This is a genomic window from Actinosynnema sp. NPDC049800 (genome assembly GCF_040656635.1).
Classification (GTDB): Bacteria; Actinomycetota; Actinomycetes; order Mycobacteriales; family Pseudonocardiaceae; genus Actinosynnema.
On sequence record NZ_JBFAMT010000003.1, the window covers coordinates 264,498 to 281,453 of the forward strand.

General features: G+C 73.0%; 16 protein-coding genes. 7 read left to right on the top strand and 9 right to left on the bottom strand.

The features are described 5' to 3' along the window. Nucleotide 1: 1 nt before the first annotated feature. Nucleotides 2-1,267 carry a DUF58 domain-containing protein gene (locus AB0I91_RS06500; protein ID WP_498781765.1) on the top strand — a complete coding sequence of 422 codons (1,266 nt, stop codon included), beginning with the start codon at nucleotides 2-4 and terminating at the stop codon, nucleotides 1,265-1,267. Next, on the top strand, nucleotides 1,268-3,739 hold the full coding sequence (locus AB0I91_RS06505; RefSeq protein ID WP_499635602.1) for a transglutaminase TgpA family protein: 2,472 nt from the start codon (nucleotides 1,268-1,270) through the stop codon (nucleotides 3,737-3,739). 297 nt (nucleotides 3,740-4,036) lie between these two features. Here the strand turns inward: AB0I91_RS06505 and AB0I91_RS06510 are convergent, their stop codons facing one another. The 6 genes from AB0I91_RS06510 to AB0I91_RS06535 form a co-directional block, all read right to left on the bottom strand. Then, entirely contained in the window at nucleotides 4,037-4,420 is a 384-nt protein-coding gene (locus AB0I91_RS06510) for an SCO2097 family morphological protein (RefSeq protein ID WP_033437744.1), read from the bottom strand. Between the two features lie 1,044 nt (nucleotides 4,421-5,464). After that, the gene (locus AB0I91_RS06515) at nucleotides 5,465-6,382 is read right to left on the bottom strand and encodes a hypothetical protein (RefSeq protein ID WP_499635605.1); all 918 of its coding nucleotides are present in this window, start codon (nucleotides 6,380-6,382) and stop codon (nucleotides 5,465-5,467) included. Between the two features lie 179 nt (nucleotides 6,383-6,561). Continuing rightward, nucleotides 6,562-6,819, bottom strand: a complete 258-nt coding sequence (locus tag AB0I91_RS06520; protein ID WP_498781768.1) for a hypothetical protein — start codon at nucleotides 6,817-6,819, stop codon at nucleotides 6,562-6,564. Nucleotides 6,820-6,903: 84 nt separating this feature from the next. Beyond that, a complete protein-coding gene (locus AB0I91_RS06525; protein WP_498781769.1) occupies nucleotides 6,904-7,545 on the bottom strand; it encodes a Crp/Fnr family transcriptional regulator in 642 nt (213 codons plus the stop codon). Between the two features lie 97 nt (nucleotides 7,546-7,642). Then, nucleotides 7,643-8,926, bottom strand: a complete 1,284-nt coding sequence (locus AB0I91_RS06530; RefSeq protein ID WP_498781770.1) for a DNA polymerase IV — start codon at nucleotides 8,924-8,926, stop codon at nucleotides 7,643-7,645. A gap of 38 nt (nucleotides 8,927-8,964) precedes the next feature. After that, nucleotides 8,965-10,065: an amidohydrolase family protein gene (locus tag AB0I91_RS06535; protein WP_499607302.1), complete on the bottom strand. Its 1,101-nt coding sequence runs from the start codon at nucleotides 10,063-10,065 to the stop codon at nucleotides 8,965-8,967. Nucleotides 10,066-10,101: 36 nt separating this feature from the next. Here AB0I91_RS06535 and AB0I91_RS06540 point away from each other — a divergent pair, with 36 nt between their 5' ends. After that, nucleotides 10,102-11,433 (top strand): glutamine synthetase family protein, encoded by a 1,332-nt coding sequence (locus AB0I91_RS06540; RefSeq protein WP_499635608.1) that lies wholly within the window; start codon nucleotides 10,102-10,104, stop codon nucleotides 11,431-11,433. Between the two features lie 6 nt (nucleotides 11,434-11,439). On the opposite strand, the gene AB0I91_RS06545 is transcribed toward AB0I91_RS06540, so the two are convergent. The 3 genes from AB0I91_RS06545 to AB0I91_RS06555 all read right to left on the bottom strand — a co-directional run bounded on the left by AB0I91_RS06545 (nucleotide 11,440) and on the right by AB0I91_RS06555 (nucleotide 13,639). Beyond that, the gene (locus AB0I91_RS06545; protein WP_498781773.1) at nucleotides 11,440-12,045 is read right to left on the bottom strand and encodes a sigma-70 family RNA polymerase sigma factor; all 606 of its coding nucleotides are present in this window, start codon (nucleotides 12,043-12,045) and stop codon (nucleotides 11,440-11,442) included. Nucleotides 12,046-12,246: 201 nt separating this feature from the next. Next, nucleotides 12,247-12,837, bottom strand: coding sequence for a sigma-70 family RNA polymerase sigma factor (locus AB0I91_RS06550; protein ID WP_498781774.1), 591 nt, complete (start codon nucleotides 12,835-12,837; stop codon nucleotides 12,247-12,249). 79 nt (nucleotides 12,838-12,916) lie between these two features. Beyond that, nucleotides 12,917-13,639, bottom strand: coding sequence for a class I SAM-dependent methyltransferase (locus AB0I91_RS06555; protein ID WP_498781775.1), 723 nt, complete (start codon nucleotides 13,637-13,639; stop codon nucleotides 12,917-12,919). A 34-nt stretch (nucleotides 13,640-13,673) separates the two neighbouring features. Between AB0I91_RS06555 and AB0I91_RS06560 the strand changes: the two genes are divergently transcribed. The 4 genes from AB0I91_RS06560 to AB0I91_RS06575 are packed head-to-tail and all read left to right on the top strand — an operon-like array spanning nucleotide 13,674 to nucleotide 16,956. After that, entirely contained in the window at nucleotides 13,674-14,510 is an 837-nt protein-coding gene (locus tag AB0I91_RS06560; protein WP_498781776.1) for a ParA family protein, read from the top strand. Beyond that, nucleotides 14,507-15,142 (top strand): LysE family translocator, encoded by a 636-nt coding sequence (locus AB0I91_RS06565; RefSeq protein WP_498781777.1) that lies wholly within the window; start codon nucleotides 14,507-14,509, stop codon nucleotides 15,140-15,142. The genes AB0I91_RS06560 and AB0I91_RS06565 overlap by 4 nt, the downstream gene beginning before the upstream one ends. Next, on the top strand, nucleotides 15,129-15,923 hold the full coding sequence (locus AB0I91_RS06570; RefSeq protein WP_499635611.1) for a DNA-formamidopyrimidine glycosylase family protein: 795 nt from the start codon (nucleotides 15,129-15,131) through the stop codon (nucleotides 15,921-15,923). The genes AB0I91_RS06565 and AB0I91_RS06570 overlap by 14 nt, the downstream gene beginning before the upstream one ends. 10 nt (nucleotides 15,924-15,933) lie before the next feature. Then, complete coding sequence (locus AB0I91_RS06575) at nucleotides 15,934-16,956, top strand: quinone-dependent dihydroorotate dehydrogenase (RefSeq protein ID WP_499635614.1); 1,023 nt, start codon at nucleotides 15,934-15,936, stop codon at nucleotides 16,954-16,956.

The window sequence follows — 16,956 nt, forward strand, 5'->3', positions numbered from 1 at the left end:
CATGCGCGGAGCCCTGTCCGGGCTGACCACCCGGGGCCGGTGCCTGTTGGCCGCGGGGTTCGCGGCCGGTTTGTGCGCGGTCGTGCTCAACGAGCGGGACCTGCTGCGCGTGGCGGCGTTCGTGGTGGCCCTGCCGCTGCTGGCGGCCTGGCTGGCGCAGCGGGCCAGGGTCGGCCTGCACGCGACGCGGCTGCTGCACCCCAGCCGGGTCCAGGTGGGCTCGGCGACGGACGTCCGCGTGGAGCTGCGCAGCGCCGGACGGCTGCCGACCGGTGGGCTGCTGCTGGAGGACGCGGTGCCGTACGCGCTGGGCGCGCGCCCGCGGTTCGTGGTGGAACGGCTGCCGCGCAACATCGTGACCGTGCTGCGGTACCCGCTCAAGCCGGTGATGCGCGGCGTCCAGCAGGTGGGTCCGCTGATGGCGCGGATCACCGACCCGTTCGGCCTCGCCGAGTTCGACCGCGAGATGGCGGGTCGCAGCCGGCTGGTCGTGGTGCCGCGCGTGGTCGGGCTGACCGGCCTGCCGAGCGGTTCGGGCATGGGCTCCGGCGACGACGGCTCGATCCGGCTGCGCGCCGGTCAGGGCGAGGACGACGCGGTGGTCCGCCCCTACCGGCACGGCGACGACCTGCGGAAGGTGCACTGGCGCTCGACCGCGAGGCGCGACGAGCTGATGGTGCGGGTCGAGGAACGGCCCTGGCGCGGCGGCACGACCGTGCTGCTGGACCACCGGCTGGTCGCGCACCGGGGCAGCGGTCCCGGCGCGAGCCTGGAGTGGGCGGTCTCGCTGGCCGCGTCGATCTGCCTGCACCTGCACCGGTACGGCCACCAGGTACGCCTGGTCGGCGACGACGGCCGGGTGCTGGCGGGCGGTCCGGGCAACAGCGGGTACAGCGACTCGGTGGTGCTGGACGCGCTGGCGGCGCTGACGCCGTCGCACCGCCGTGAGCCCGCCGCAGGGGTGGACCCGGGCGCGGGTCAGGAAGTGATCGCGATCCTCGGCGGCAGCACGCCCGCCGTGGTGGACGCGCTGGTCCGCAACCGGCCGCGCGGCATGCGCAGCCTGGCGGTGGTGATGGACGTCGCCGCGTGGGGGTCCGCGTCCGAGGAGCCGGCGCCCGACCCGGCCGACGCGCAGCGGTTGCTGAGCGGCGCGGGGTGGGGCGTGGTCGTGGCGCGGCCGTCGACGCCGATGGGACAGGTCTGGCAGGAGCTGTGCCACAGCGCGGGCAACCGCGGCCCCGTGGTGCGCACGGAGGTGGGCTAGGTGACCGGCAGGACGAGCGCGGTGGGCGCCGACAACTGGGTCGTGAACGCGACGCCCGCGGTCGCCGGGCTGGCCACGCTGTGCGCCGCGACGGCGTTGTCCAGCGTGCTCGACGGGGTGCTGTGGCTGGTGTACCTGGCCGTGGCGATCGCGGTGGTCGGCGGCACGGGCGTGCTGCTGCGCGCGACGCGGGCGGCCGCGCCGCTGGTCGCCCTCGGGCAGCTGCTGGCGTTGACGTGCCTGCTGGTGACGGTCTTCACCCGCAGCGGTGTGCTCGTCGTGCTGCCCGGTCCGCAGTCGTTGCAGGACCTGCTGGCGGTGCTCGGCAACGCGATGACCGAGGTGCAGACCGGTGTGCCGCCCGTGCCGGACAGCCCGGCCATGCGGTGCCTGGTGATGGTGGCGATCGGGCTGGTCGCGATCCTGGTGGACACCCTGGCGGTCGGCCTGGGCGCGCCCGCCGCGTCGGGGCTGGTGCTGTTGTGCGTGTTCGCGGTGCCCGCGTCGCTGGCCGACGAGATGCTGCCGCTGTGGACGTTCGTGTTCGGCGCGGGGGCGTTCGCGCTGCTGCTGGCCGTGGACGGGCAGCACCGGCACGAGGCTTGGCGCGGCCGGTTGCCCAGTGGCGGGCAGAGCGGGTCGGGACCGGCGGCGACGGCGGTGGCCGGGTTGGCCGTGGTGGTCGCGTTGCTGGCGGGCGCGGGTCTGACGCTGGTCGGCACGGTCGGTCGGCTGCCGGGCACCGGCGGGGAGGTCGGCGGCGGCAGCGGCGGGCTGGGCATCGACCCGATGACGCAGCTGCGGGGCATGCTCAACCAGGGCGCGCCGCGCGAGCTGTTCCGGGTGCGGGACATGCCGGGCACCTCGGCGTACCTGCGGGCGATGACGTTGCGCCAGTACGTGCCGGACAAGGGCTGGGAGCTGGGCGGGAACATGCCGGAGGGCGTGCCCGCGAACGGCGCGCTGCCCGAGCAGCCCGGCGATCCCGGCGGCGGCACGGCCGCCAAGGTCCGGATCGAGCCGGTGAACTGGGTGGACAACTGGCTGCCGGTGTACGGGCGGCCGCGCGGCATCCAGGAGGTCGACGACAACTGGAGGTTCGACCCGGAGCGCGGGATGGTCTACAGCGTCCGGCCCCGCAAGTCCGGGGAGTACACGCTGGAGACGGTGTTCGACACGCCGTCGGCGGACACGCTGCGGAAGGTCGACAGCCAGGTGGACATCGACCCGGCGTACCTGGAGGCGCCGGGCGTCGGTGGCCGGGTGGCGGAGTTGGCGCAGCGGATCGTGGCCGGGCACGACAACCAGTTCGACCGGGCGACGGCGTTGTACCGGTACTTCACCGACGGTACGCAGGGCTTCGAGTACAAGGTGCAGACCTCGACCACGAAGACGTCGGTCGACGCCTTGGAAGACTTCGTGTTCAACGGCAAGCAGGGGTTCTGCGAGCAGTACGCGTCGGCGATGGCGATCATGGCGCGGTCGGTCGGCATGCCGGCGCGGGTGGCGCTCGGCTTCACGGCCGGGTACGCGACCGGTGACGTGCAGACGATCACGTCGCAGGACGCGCACGCGTGGGTCGAGATCTACTTCCCCGGCTACGGCTGGATGACGTTCGACCCGACGCCGCTGGTGGACGGGCGGGGCGCGACCCCGCCGTACATCTCCGGTCTGGACGCGGACGACGAGGAGGACAACCCCAACGCCAGCGCGACGGCCACCACGACCACGACGGTGGCTCCTGGGACGTCGGCGTCCGCGTCGGCCGTGCCGGACGCGTTGGGCCAGGACGGGACGACGTCGACGGAGGAGTCGACGCCGACGTGGCACTTCGTGACGCTCGGGGTGGTCGGGCTGCTCGCGTTGCTGGCGACGGTGGCGTTGCGCGTCGGCGGGCCGCGGTCGCCGGGACAGGGGTCGAGGGGGCCCGCGTGGCTGCGTTCGGCGAGGTGGCTGCGCCCGGCGGCGTTGGTGGCGGCGTTGGTGGGTTGGGCGGTCGTGCTGACGTTGGCGGTGGCGCTGCTGTCGTGGTGGTTGGGGGCCGTGCTGGTGGTGGCGCTGGTGGTCGCGGCGCCGGCGGCCGTGCGGGCTTGGCGGCGGCAGCAGCGGTTGCGCGCGGTGTCCGGGCTGGGGCCGGACGCGGCGAGCGCGGCTTGGCAGGAGTTGGTAGCGGAGTCCGTCGACCGGGGTACGCGGGTGCCGCGCACGGAGACCGTGCGGGTGGCGGCGCGGCGGTTGGTGCGGGCGCACAACCTGGACGAGCAGGGACGGGACGGGCTGCGTGCCGTGGTCGGCGCGGTGGAGCGGTCCTGGTACAGCACGCAGGCGGCGGCGGACCCGTCGCTGCCCGGCGCGGTGGACAACGTGCGCCAAAGCCTGAACCGCAACGCACCGCTGGCGTTGAAGGCCAAGGTCCTACCCCGCTCGGTGCTCCAACCGAAGCCGCCGGAGGAGCGCGACCCCGACGAGTGATCAGGGGACGCTGAGCGGTTGGTGCGACGGTCAGAGGGCCGGGGGACTTCCCCCGACCCTCTGACTTTTCACCGGCCTCTCCCCTTCACGGGCCTGCTCCCCCGGCCCTCTGACCTTTCACCGGCCCTTCCCCTTCACGGGCCTGTTCCCCCTGCCCTCGCCCTTCGCCCGGCCCCACACGTGCCTGGCCTGAGGCCTGGGTCCGAACCTGGTCGGGCACGCAGACGGCCCGCCCCGGAGGTTCCCGGGGCGGGCCGTCTGCGTTGTTCAGTCGTTCAATCGGGGCTGTCGCGTGGACTACTCGTCCTCGAAACGGCGACGGAAACGTTCTTCCATCTTCTGTGAGAACGAGCTGCGGCTGGGCCGGCTTCCCTCTTCGCTGGGCTCTTCGGCACCCTGGTCACCACGACGCAACGTCGTCACGGTGAGCAGTACGCCGAAGAACATCAGCAGGAAGCCGACCACGCTCACCACCGGGATACCAGCGAGCTTCGGCAACATCACACCCGTCACCAGCAGTGCCACACCCACGGCGAACAACGCGATGCCTTGGATGCGACGCCGTCGGGACGGCTTGCGCAGCTTGGCACCGCGCACAGTGGATGCGAACTTCGGGTCCTCGGCGTAGAGCGCGCGCTCGATCTGGTCGAGCAGTCGCTGCTCGTGCTCGGAGAGTGGCATGGCTCCTCCTCCGGCACAGCGGTCGCGGGCGCCGGGTAATCACGGTTGCCGCCGGTCCCGGCGGACGCCCCGCCCTGGGGGCGTCACAACCAGGATACGATTCGCAAGGCTTGGCGACTACCCAGTCCGTGCCCCTAAGCGGTTCGTTCTGTCACCATCATCCTCACGGGTCAACGGTCAGACCACCGTGAGGTCGCACAAGTTGCCTCGACCTCGGCTGTCAAGGCCCAGAAAAGCTCCGATGTTCACTCCCCTGCGCGGGTGATCGAGGGCCGCAACCACCCCACTGCGGTCGTGGGACGGGCATCAAAGCCCCTCTCACCCTTCCTCCCGTCCCACGTTCGAACCTTTCGTGCACGCTCTGTAATCGCTCCGGCACCCCCTTGGCGGAGCCGACAGAGACCAAGATCACAACCTGTCACCCGACTCCCACCTCCCCACACCTCCTCGGCAGGCGACTGTGCGGGCCGAGTACGGAACCACGAACCGACCCCGCGACCACGTGAACATCGTTGCTAGCTCTGGGTGTTCACCTCCTTGCTGTTCGTGTTCGGCCCGGGACGATTCGGCTGGGGCGCCGAGACGGGAGGGGTCCGGACTGTCCTGGGTGGACTACGGCCAGGTGGGGTGGGCGGCGGGTGGTTGGGACGCGCGGGGGGTGGCTGTGGTGAGTCGAGGGGGTGGTTGGTGCGGATGGTCGAGTCGTGGCGGCCGGTTGGGGTCGACGGTCAGGTGAGGGGCCGCGGTTGGTCGGGCGGCGGTTGGTCGGGCGGCGGTTGGTCGGGCGGCGGTTGGTCGGGCGGCGGTTGGTCGGGCGGCGGTTGGTCGGGCGGCGGTTGGTCGGGCGGCGGGGCGAGGTCGGCGGGGTGAGGTCGGCGGGGTGAGGTCGGCGGCGGGCAGGGCTTGGCTGTGGCCGGTTGGTGGGATGTGGCCGGTGGGCGCTGCGACCGGTCGGGGGCGGCTGCAGAGCGGTGGGGGCGGCGGTTGGTCGGGCGGCGGGGCGAGGTCGGCGGCGGGCAGGGCAGTTGGGGGTTAGGGGTGGGGTCAGGGGGCGGGCCTCCTTGGGGTGGGGAGGTTGGTTGCGGTGATCCGCGGCCTCGGGCGGGTGGTGGCTTGGGTGGATGCGCGTAGTAGGTCCTGGGCTACGGCGGTCGGTGATTGGCGCAGGCGGGTGGGGGTGGTGTGCAGGACGATGGCGCCGGCGGCTTGGAGGAGGTCGGCCCCGGGGGTCGGGGTGTTGAACTGCCAGGCCAGGGCGCGGTCGTTCCACCAGGCGTCGGCGATGCCGAGCGGACGGCCCTCGGCGGTGGTCAGGGGGACGCCCCAGGCCGGTGGTGGCAGGGGGAGGTCGTCCAGGACGGCTTTGGCCCAGGCTTGGGGCACCGACCGCACGCCGTCGGCCAGTTCGGAGAGGACCTGTCTGGCCTGTTCCGACGACCTGGCCAGCCCGGCCTTGAGGTCGGCGACGGGCACCCCGCCGTGGCGCACCACCTCGGTCAGCACGGCTCGGATGTCGTCACGCTGGTTCAGCGCCTTCGCGGTGTCGATGGCGGCCCTGGCCAGTGGTGCGGTCAGGAAACCTCGGCGCAGCACCGGGTCGGGTAAACGGCGGACCCGGGTGATCCGGACCTTCGCGGCCGGTTCCAGGGCGCGGTTGACGAGGATCTGGACCGGGCCGGTGGCCGGCAGTGCCCGCAAGCCGTGCAGTTGCAGCGCGTCCACGCCGGTGAGCAGGGTTTGCGGGCCGCCGTAGCGCAGCGCCGCGCGGACCAGTTGCGCCCGCGTCGGCGGTGTTCGGGCCAGCAGCAGGATTCCCGGCAGGACGTGCTGCCACGGGCCCTGCGGCCGGCAGCGGACGGCCAGTTCGCCGCTCGGCAGACCCAGGCTCAGCAGCTCCGACGCGGTGGCGACGCGGTGGGGGAAGAGACCGCCCAGGGCGTCCAGGTCGATGGTGGTTCGCATGTGTCCACCATCGGCGGTCGGGGTGGGGTGGTCGATGGGGAGATCGCGAACTGTGGACAACTCGGTGGGCTGTGGACAACTCGCCGGCGACCCGGACGAAAAGAGGCCTTCCGCAGACCCGACCGTCTGCGGAAGGCCTCAGCGAACGGCGGCCACCCCTCGTTGGCCACCGCGTGGCTTCACAGGCGCACGAGGTCCTCGTGGATCTCCACGTCCAGCTCGCGGCGGACGGAGCGGACCTCGCGCCAGGCGTCGTACACGGCGACCAGACCGCCCGCGAGCACGAAGGAGACGGCGAGCGCGACCACACCGTCGAGATCGGACTTGACGACGACCACCACGGCGGCCCACACCATGACGGCGGTGAAGACGAGAGTGGTCGCGAGGCGTTCGGTGAACCGCCGGCGGGACCTGGCAGGCTCCTCGATGTGGTTCATGACTCCCCCTCTGAACTCGGCTGATGACTCATTTGTAGGAGTTCCGCCGCCCGAGTTCTGCGTCAGATGACGCACAAGGGGAAATCAGTTGGTGAAGTCGTAGAGCCTGCTCACCTGATGGATGTCGATCTTCCGCCGCCCGGTGCTGATGATGCCCTCCTCGCGCAGTCCGCGCAGCACCCGCACGAGCGATTCCCGCGACGTGCCGGCGATGCCCGCGAGTTCCTCCTGGCTCAACGCGATCGCGCCTTGGTCGGCGATCCCCCGCTCCAGCGCCACGTCGATGAGCACGGCGGCGACGCGCTGCGTGGCCGTGCCGCTGATCTGCACGCGCTGGCGGTCCGTGTCACGTTGCCGCGACACCACGACGATCAGCACGGACCACGCGATGCGCGGGTACCGCTGGCACAGCCCGGCGAACGAACCGGCCGACAGCACCAGCGCCCGCACCTGGCCCAAGGCCCGCACGGTCGCCGAACGCGGCCGCCCGTCGACCGCCGAGCGCTCACCGACGATGTCACCGGCCCCGCGCACCGCCAGCACCTTCTCGCTGCCGTTCGCCGTGGTCGCGGTCACCCGCAGCAGACCTCGGCGCACCACCAGCACGTGCCGGGTCACCTCACCCTCGTAGCAGACCACGGAGCCGGACGGGTAGTCGCGCTCGACGCCCGTCGCCAGGAGCACCTCGTGCTCGGAGGGCGTGAGCAGACCCCAGAACCGATCCACGTCACCACTGTGCCGGGTGATCGACGCGCGAGCCCTCGATCAGGCCCGCGACCACCCGAACGGCGCGGGCAACGGGGTCGGGAAGCCGAACAGGCGATCAGTCGCCGCGCTCCGGCTTGGGCTCGTCGTGCCCCGACCTGCCCGGTCCCTGGCCCAGCAGCGAGGCCGGTCGGATCGCCGCCGTGCCGAACCTCGACCGCGCCTGGTCGGCCGCCTGCTCCGCCTCGCGCCAGCCGCGCTCCGGCGCGTCGAACATCAGCTGCTCGCCGTCGTCGCCCTCGACCAGCTGCTCGATCCGCACGCCGATCAACCGCACCGCGCCGGGCGGCACCTGCTCGTCCAGCAGGGTCGACGCCGTCTTGTAGACCTCCTGCGTCACGTCCGTCGCCACCCGCAACGTCTTCGACCGCGTGATCGTGGTGAAGTCGGAGAACCGCACCTTGATCGACACCGTGCGCCCGCGCAGCCCCCTGGACCGCAACGTCGCCGCCGAGCGCTCCGACAGCCGCAGCAGCTCCCGGCGCAGCAGCTCCCGGTCGAAGTGGTCGACCTCGAAGGTCTCCTCCGCGCCGATCGACTTCTCCCGCGTGGACGGCACCACCGGCCGGTCGTCGTGCCCCTGCGCCAGCGCGTGCAGGTGCTCGGCCAACGCCACGCCGATCAGCCTGCGCAGGCGCGGCAACGGCGTCGCGGCCACGTCCGCCACCGTCTCCAGTCCCACCCGGTCCAGGTTCTCGGCCGTGCGCTGACCCACGCCCCACAGCGCCGACACCGGCAACGGGTGCAGGAACGACAGCACCTCGTCGCGCGGCACGACCATGAACCCGTCCGGTTTGCACATCCCGGACGCGAGCTTGGCCAGGAACTTCGTCGGCGCCACGCCCACCGAGCAGGTGATCCCGTGCGCCTGCTGCACCTGCTCGCGGATCAGCTTCGCGATCTCGCCCGGGGTGGCGCGCATCCGCTTCAGCGCGCCGCTCACGTCGAGGAACGCCTCGTCCAGGCTCAACGGCTCCACCAGCGGCGTGATGTCGCGGAAGATCGACATCACCCCGCGCGAGACCTCCTGGTACCGGGCGAAGTTCGGCGGCACGAACACCGCGTGCGGCGCGAGCCTGCGGGCGTGCGAGGTCGGCATGGCGGACCGCACGCCGAACTCGCGGGCGATGTAGTTCGCCGACGCGACCACGCCCCGGTTCGCCGTGCCGCCCACGACCACCGGTTTGCGCGCCAGCTCCGGCCGGTCGCGGATCTCGACCGACGCGTAGAAGGCGTCCATGTCCACGTGCAGCATCGAGCAGCCGGTGTCGTCCGGCCAGACGTCGCCGCGGGCGAGGAAGCGATCGACCAGACCGCGCGGCAGGTTCGCGCTGCGGCCCACGACCACCTCCGTCCTGACCCGAACACCCGTTCGAGACTCTACGCCAAGCGGTAGGCCCGCTGCGCGTTCTCCCACCCGATCAGGTGGGCGATCCGCTCCGCGTCCGCCAGGGCGAAAGCATGGTCCCGCAGACCGGCCGAGAGGAAGTCCGACAACGCGCGGCGGAAGAACAGCGCGCCCAGGTAGTACAGCTCGGCCAGCGCGAACGCGTCGGTGGAGAACAGGAACTTCCCGAACGGCACGATCTCCAACGCCTCGGCCAGCACCCGGCTCGCCCGGTGCGCCACCGTGTGCGTGGCCAACCCCAGGTCCACGAACACGTGCGGGAACACCTGCGCCAGGTAACCGGCGGTGCGGTGGAACGGGTAGTTGTGCAGCAGCATGATCGGCACGCCCAGCGGCGCCGTCGCCCGCAGCAGGTCCGTGAGCAGCGACGGGTCGCACCGGTGCAGCGACAGGTCCGCGTCCCCGTAGCCGACGTGGAACTGCACGGGCAGCCCCCGGTCCAGCGCCTCCCACACCAGGAACCGGCTGATCACCTCGTCCGCGCACCGGGTCGAGCCGGCTCTCAGCCACCGGTCGGCCGCCGCCACCACCTCGGCGTCCGCGGGTCGTGACGGGTCGAGGTCCAGCCCCACCCGGTAGGCCGCGATCGACTTCGCCGCGACCGCGGACGACGAGTCCAACGCCGCCCGCACCCGCGCCGGGAACCCCGAGGCGCCCTCGGGCACGACCGCCTCCGCCACCCGCTCCAGCCGCAGCACGCGATGTTCACGCGATCCGGTGAACGAGGCGGGCCCCACGAACCCCTCCGGCCAGACCCCGTCGTCCACCAGGAACGTCGAGATCTCCGCCGCCGACACCAGCGCCCGGTTCACCTCGGCCGCACCCAGCGACCGCCGCCGCGCCACGTACTCGTCGGCGGGCGCGAGGACCGGCAGATCCAGCAAAGGCGCACACCAGCGCCGCACCGCGAGCCCCAGCGACGAGTCGAACAACGACGTGCCCAACGGCGACGCGGACTCGGCCTCGGTCAGGTTGGACTCGAAGCCGTCCCGGTCGAGGTCGACGCCCAGCACCCCGTGGCAGTGGTGGTCCACGAGGCGCAACGACGCCACGCACGGCAGCAGATGGTCCACTTGTTGAACAGTAGTGACCTGGTGTAACCACGCACGATGGACACCGCGGAGCGGGAACACCGACGTGCGCTGGCGGCCGAGATGGTGGACGACCTGCTGGAGCAGGACGTCGTGGCGGTCGCACTGACCTGGGTCGACCACAGCGGCATCACGCGGGTGAAGTCCGTGCCGCTCGCGGGGCTGCCCAGAGCCGCCGCGGACGGCGTGGGCGCGTCGCCGGTGTTCGACGCGTTCCTGCTGGACGACACGATCGTCTCCGGGCGGCACGCCGGCGGGCCGGTCGGCGACCTGCGGCTGCACCCCGACCTGGACCGGCTCACCGTGCTCGCGGGCCAGCCGGGCTGGGCGTGGGCGCCCGCCGACCGCTTCGACCAGCAGGGCGAGCCGCACCCGCAGGACGAACGCGGCCTGGCCAGGGCGGTGGCCGACCGCCTCACCGTGCACGGCTACGAGGTCCAGGCGGGTTTCGAGGTCGAGTGGGTCGTCGGGCAGGGCGACACCGACGAGTTCCGGCCCGCCACCACCGGGCCCGCCTACGGCCACGCGCGCCAGGTCGAGCTGTCCGACTACGCCGCGGACCTGCTGTCGGCGCTGGCCGAGCAGGACGTCGAGGTGCTCCAGTTCCACCCCGAGTACGCGCCGTCCCAGTTCGAGCTGTCCACCACGCCCGAGGACCCGGTGCACGCGGCGGACACGTCGGTGCTGGTGCGGGAGACGATCCGGGCCATCACGCTGCGGCACGGCATGCGGGCGTCGTTCTCGCCGAAGGTCACCGCCGACGGCGTCGGCAACGGCGGGCACCTGCACCTGAGCCTGTGGCGCGACGGCCGCAGCCTGTTCCAGGACGGCGAGAGCTGGTTCGGGCTGACCGAGGACGCCGACGCGTTCGCCGCGGGTGTGCTGCGCCGGCTGCCGGCGCTGTGCGCGATCGGCGCGCCGTCGGTGGCCAGCTACCTGCGGCTGGTGCCGCGGCACTGGGCGGGCGCGTTCGCCGTGTGGGGCCTGGAGAACCGGGAGGCGGCGCTGCGCCTGGTCGCGGGTCGCGACCTGGAGGTCAAGTGCTACGACCTGTCGGCGAACCCGTACCTCGTGGTGGCGGCCACGATGGCGGCGGGCCTGGCCGGCATCGTGGAGCAGGCGCGGCTGCCCGAGCCGGTCGGGGTGGACCCGGCCGCGCTGCCGGAGGCCGAGCGCCTGCCGACGTGCCTGGGGGACGCCGTGGCGGCGTTCGAGGCGGACGAGGCGCTGACCGAGGCGTTCGGCGCGGAGTTCGCCGCGACGATCGCCGACGTGCGGCGCGGCGAGATCGCCCGGTTGGCCGACTGCCCGCCGGAGGAGGTCGCCGCGCTGACCCGCTGGCGGCACTGAACGCCGTCAAGCGTCGTGCCGGGCCTCGTCCAACGCCTTGCGCAACCGGGTCAGGGCCCGGTGCTGGGCCACCCGCACGGCGCCGGGCGTCGAGCCGACCGCCTCGGCGGTCTCCTCGGCGGACAGGCCGAGGACCACCCGCAGCACCAGGATCTCCCGCTGCCGGGCCGGCAGGACGTCGAGCAGCTGCCCCATCCGATCGGACAGCTCACCCTGCAACGCCCGCTGCTCGGGCCCCGGTTCGAGGCCCGCGCTGTCGGGCAGCTCCGGCACGGACTCGGCGCGGTTGCGCGCCGACGCGCGGTGCGCGTCGGCCACCTTGTGCGCCGCGATCCCGTACACGAACGCCATGAACGGCCGGCCCTGCTCGCGGTAGTTGGGCAACGCCTTCAGCACGGCGAGGCAGACCTCCTGGGCCACGTCCTCCGCCGACGCCGACGACCGCTGCCCGTGCCCGACCCTGGCCCGGCAGTACTTCACGATCACGGGTCTGATCGCGGCCAGCAACGCGTCGACCGCCCGCCGGTCGCCGCGGACCGCCCCTTCGACGTACGCCTCCGGTCCCCCCTCCACCCTTGCCGCCGAGGAGGACGCCACGTCCTCGCTCCGCACCGACCTCACCGACCGGAATCCCGGCACAACCGACACACCAACCACCATCGCCGCCATCGCGAGCTCCTCGGCGTCCGCGCGCTGGACGCCCCTCGGGGGCACATGCGAACGCGACGCCGACCGCACACGCGGATGACGCGACTCACACGAAGTTACCCCGAATGGCCGCGTTTAGTCCCCGTTCGGACTAGTGGCGGCCCACTATCGGACGCGCTGCGTGATCGAGGACCGTTCGATCTCTCTTCGGAGCCGGGTCAACGCCCGGTGCTGCGCGACGCGGACCGCGCCGGGCGTGGCGTCGACGGCGACGGCGGTCTCATCGGCCGTGAGGCCGACCACCACCCGCAGCGCGAGGATCTCCCGCTGCTTGTCCGGCAGCAGGCGCAGCAGTTCGCCCATCCGCTGCGCCAGCTCCACGCGCAACGCCGTCTGCTCTGGGCCCGCGCGCTCGTCGTCCGGGCCGTCGGGCACCTCCGGCACCGGCTCGGCCCGGTTGCGCAACGCCGCGCGGTGCGCGTCCGCCACCTTGTGCGCCGCGATGCCGTACACGAACGCCAGGAACGGCCGGCCGTGGTCCTTGTACGTCGGCAACGCGGTCAACAGCGCCAGGCACACCTCCTGGGCCACGTCGTCGGCCGACGTGGACGACCGCTCGTGCCCGCCGACGCGGGCGCGGCAGTACCGCACCACCAGCGGGCGGACGGCGGCCAGCAGCGACGCGACCGCCCGGCGGTCGCCGGCGACGGCGGCGCGCACCTCGTCTTCCAGGTCCTCGGGCGCGGTGGCGGCCATCAGCCGGCCCCGGCTAAGTGCGGGTCTCCCATGGCGGGTCCTCTGCGGATAGGCGGCGGAGGACTCCGTTCTACCGCACTCAGGCCGGCTTTCGGCCCATGAGGTGCAACCGGGCGGCCACGTCGCGCAGCGGCGGGCGGGTCGACGCGGCCAGTTCCAGCTCGGCCAACGCCTCCGCGGCGCCGGGGTTGGCCTCCAGCACGGCCCCCGGCACCAGGTCGGACACCACGCCGTGGCCCTGGACCAGCTCCACCTTCAGCCCCGCGGCCACCACCGACGCCTCCAACCCGGCCACGTCGAACCGGCGCAGCAGCGGGTCGCGGGTGCCGACGAGCTGACCGGCCTCGTCGTCCAGCAGCCGACGCGCGTCCACCAGCCGGCCCGCGATGGCCCGGTGCAGCACGGCCGCGTACCGGTTCGCCACCAGCAACGACACCGCCCCGCCCGGGGTCGCGGCGGCGGCCAGCGCGGCCAGCGCGACGCCGACGTCGTCCACGACCTCCAGCAGGCCGTGGGCCAGCACCAGGTCCGCCGAGGCGTCCCGGTCCAGCGCGTCGGTGTCGCCCTGAACCGCGGTGACGCGGTCCAGCACGCCTTCGTCGGCCGCACGGCGGTGCAACGTCGCCAGCGCGTCGGGGCTCGGGTCGATCACCGTCACGGTGCACCCGGCCACGGCCAGCGGCACGGCCCAGACGCCGCTGCCACCGCCGACGTCGAGCACGCGCGGCGGTTCACCGCCCCGGCGGTCCCGCGCGGCGGTCAGCTCGGCGTCGAGCACCCTGTGTACGGCGTCCGGTCGCATGGACGTAGAGCGTAAGGGCCGTAGGCTGCACTACGTGCATACGGTGGCGGTGCTCAGCCTCAAGGGTGGCGTTGGGAAGACGACGGTCGCGCTCGGTCTCGCGTCGGCGGCGCTTCGGCGTGGCGTCCGGACGCTGGTCATCGACCTGGATCCGCAGTGCAACGCCACCTCCACGCTGGAACCGGATGACACCGAGGCCAGCATCTACGACGTCCTGCAGGACCCGAGCCGCGACACGGTGGACAAGGCGATCGCGCCCAGCGCGTGGGGCGACGGCGTGGACGTGCTCGCCGGTTCGGAGGACGCGGAGTCGCTGAACCACCCCGACCCGGGCGAGACGCGGCTCGGCAGGCTGCGCGAGGCGCTGCGCCTGCTGCAGGACGACGAGGACCCCTACCAGCTGGTGCTGCTGGACTGCCCGCCGTCGCTCGGTCAGCTGACCCGGTCGGCCCTGGTCGCGGCGGACCGCGCGCTGCTGGTGACGGAGCCGACGATGTTCGCGGTGGCGGGCGTGCAGCGGGCGTTCGAGGCGGTGCAGGCCGAACGCGAGCACAACGAGGACCTGCAGCCGTTGGGCGTGGTGGTGAACCGGGTGCGGCCGAGGTCGCACGAGCACCAGTTCCGCATCGACGAGCTGCGGGACATCTTCGGGCCGCTGGTGATGCCGGTGGCGTTGCCGGACCGGCTCGCGGTGCAGCAGGCGCAGGGCGCGTGCATGCCGATCCACGAGTGGGGCACGCCGGGCGCGCGCGAGGTGGCCTTGGCGTTCAACCTGCTGCTGGCCCGGATACTGCGGATCAGCCGGAGCAGACGCAGGGCCGTGCACCACGACTTCAACGACGAGGAGATCGAGGAAGCGGTGGAGGCGTGAGCACGACCGCCGTCCTCGCGTTCACGGTCGCCGCCGTCCTGCTCACGATCACGCCGGGCCTGGACACCATGATGCTGCTGCGCATGGTGCTCGGCGGCGGGCGCAAGGCCGGGGTCGTCGGCGGGTTCGGCACCACGCTCGGCTGCCTGGTGTGGGGCGCGGCGAGCATCGCCGGGCTGACCGCGCTGCTGGTGGCGTCTCAACTCGCCTACGACGTGGTGCGCTACGCGGGTGCGGCGTACCTGCTGTGGCTCGGCGGGTCGGCGCTGTGGAAGTCGTGGCGCGGCGGCGCGTTCGACCGGCCGGCCGACGTCCTCGCGATCACGCCGGCGCAGGCGTTGCGGACCGGGTTCACCACGAACCTGCTCAACCCCAAGATCGGCGTGTTCTACCTGAGCCTGCTCCCCCAGTTCCTGCCGTCAGACCAGGCGTCGGCCGGGTGGGGCGCGCTGCTGGTCGGCGTGCACGTGGCGATCGGCCAGGTGTGGCAGCTCGTCGTGGTGTGGCTCGCCGGACGTGCGGTGGTCGTGCTGGCGAAGCCCGCGGTGCGGCGGTGGACCGAGCGGCTGACCGCGTCCGTGCTGGTCGGGTTCGGCCTCAAGATGGCGTTCGACAGCGGTGCCCGAGGGTGACACGGTCTTCCTGGCCGGGCAGCGCCTGAACGAGGCGCTGGCCGGCCGCCGGCTCCTGCGCGGCGAGCTCCGCCACCCGAAGTGGGCCACCGCCGACCTCAGCGGGCGGGACGTGCTCCAGGTGCGTTCGGTCGGCAAGCACCTGTTCACCCGGTTCTCCGGCGACCTGAGCCTGCACAGCCACTTCCGGATGGACGGCGCGTGGCACCTCTACCGGCCGGGCGAGCGCTGGCGGCGTCCCGGCCACCAGGTGCGGGCGCTGCTGGAGGTGCCCGACCGGGTCGCGGTGGGGTTCGCGCTGCACGACCTGGAACTGCTGCCGACCGACCAGGAGTCGCGGCTGGTGGGCCACCTGGGCCCGGACCTGCTGGGTGAGTGGGACGACGGGCGCGCGGCCGAGGCGGTCGCCAGGCTGGCCGCGGACCCGGACCGCGAACTGGGGCTCGCCCTGCTCGACCAGCGGGTGGTGGCGGGCGTGGGGAACCTCTACAAAGCCGAGGTGTGCTTCCTGCTCGGGGTGTCGCCGTGGAGCCCGGTGTCGGCGGTGGACCCGGCGGAGGCGGTGCGGCTGGCGCGCAAGCTGCTGCTGGCCAACGCGTGGCGGCCGGAGCAGAGCACCACCGGTCAGCTGGGGCGCGGGCGGCAGCACTGGGTGTTCGAGCGGGGCGGCAAGCCGTGCCTGCGCTGCGGGACCAGGGTGCGCGTCGGCGGGCAGGGCGCGGGCGTGCTGGAGCGTCCCGCGTACTGGTGCCCGCGCTGCCAGCCAGGGCCGATCGCTTAGGGTTACCGCCGTGGTCTACAAGAGCGCGGTGCGCAAGGCGTTGTTCCGGATGCACGGCGGGGACGCGGAGCGGGTCCACGAGACCACTCTCGGCGTGATGGCGAAGCTGAGCCCGGCGGCGAAGCTCGTGAAGCGCAAGCCCGCCTCGCCGCGCACGGTCTTCGGCGTGCGGTTCCCGAACCCGGTCGGCCTCGCCGCCGGACTGGACAAGAACGGCCGGGCGCTGCCCGCGTGGGCCGCGCTCGGGTTCGGGTTCGTCGAGGTCGGCACGGTCACCCGGCACGCGCAGCCCGGCAACCCGAAGCCGCGCCTGTTCCGGCTGCGCGACAGCGAGGCGATCATCAACCGGATGGGCTTCAACAACGACGGCGCGCTGGAGCTGGCCAACCGGCTCGACCGCCTCGGCCCGCTGTCCGTGCCGCTGGGCATCAGCCTGGGCAAGTCCAAGGTCACGCCGGTCGAGGAGGCCGTGGAGGACTACCGGACGTCCCTGCGCGCGCTGTACCGGCACGGCGACTACTTCGCGATCAACATCAGCTCGCCCAACACGCCGGGCCTGCGCAGCCTCCAGGACCGCGGCGCGTTGACCGAGTTGCTGTCGGCCCTCAACGCCACCGCCCGCGAGCTGGCCGGTGCGAAGCCGCGCAAGCCGATCCTGGTCAAGATCGCGCCCGACCTGACCGACGAGGCGATCGCCGAGCTGCTGGAGGTGTGCGCCGCGCACGAGGTCAGCGGCCTGATCGCGACCAACACCACGTTGTCGCGCGACGGCCTGGCGCCGGCCGACCGGCGGCTGGCGGGCGAGGCGGGCGGGCTGAGCGGCAGGCCGTTGACCGAACGCGCCCGCGAGGTGGTGCGGTTCGTGAGCCGGGAGACCGACGGCAAGCTGCCGATCATCGGCGTCGGCGGCATCGCGAGCCCCGACGACGCGAAGCGGATGCTGGACGCGGGCGCGAGCCTGATCCAGCTCTACACGGCGTTCATCTACGAGGGCCCCGGGTTGGTGCACCGCATCAACCGCGCGCTGCGGTGA

What these genes read in the sequence shown, in the direction of transcription:
- AB0I91_RS06500 (WP_498781765.1), top strand. Translation starts at nt 2, where the DNA reads ATGCGCGGAGCCCTGTCCGGGCTGACCACCCGGGGCCGGTGCCTGTTG.
- AB0I91_RS06510 (WP_033437744.1), bottom strand. Translation starts at nt 4,420, where the DNA reads ATGCCACTCTCCGAGCACGAGCAGCGACTGCTCGACCAGATCGAGCGC.
- AB0I91_RS06515 (WP_499635605.1), bottom strand. Translation starts at nt 6,382, where the DNA reads ATGCGAACCACCATCGACCTGGACGCCCTGGGCGGTCTCTTCCCCCAC.
- AB0I91_RS06520 (WP_498781768.1), bottom strand. Translation starts at nt 6,819, where the DNA reads ATGAACCACATCGAGGAGCCTGCCAGGTCCCGCCGGCGGTTCACCGAA.
- AB0I91_RS06540 (WP_499635608.1), top strand. Translation starts at nt 10,102, where the DNA reads ATGGACACCGCGGAGCGGGAACACCGACGTGCGCTGGCGGCCGAGATG.
- AB0I91_RS06550 (WP_498781774.1), bottom strand. Translation starts at nt 12,837, where the DNA reads ATGGCCGCCACCGCGCCCGAGGACCTGGAAGACGAGGTGCGCGCCGCC.
- AB0I91_RS06555 (WP_498781775.1), bottom strand. Translation starts at nt 13,639, where the DNA reads ATGCGACCGGACGCCGTACACAGGGTGCTCGACGCCGAGCTGACCGCC.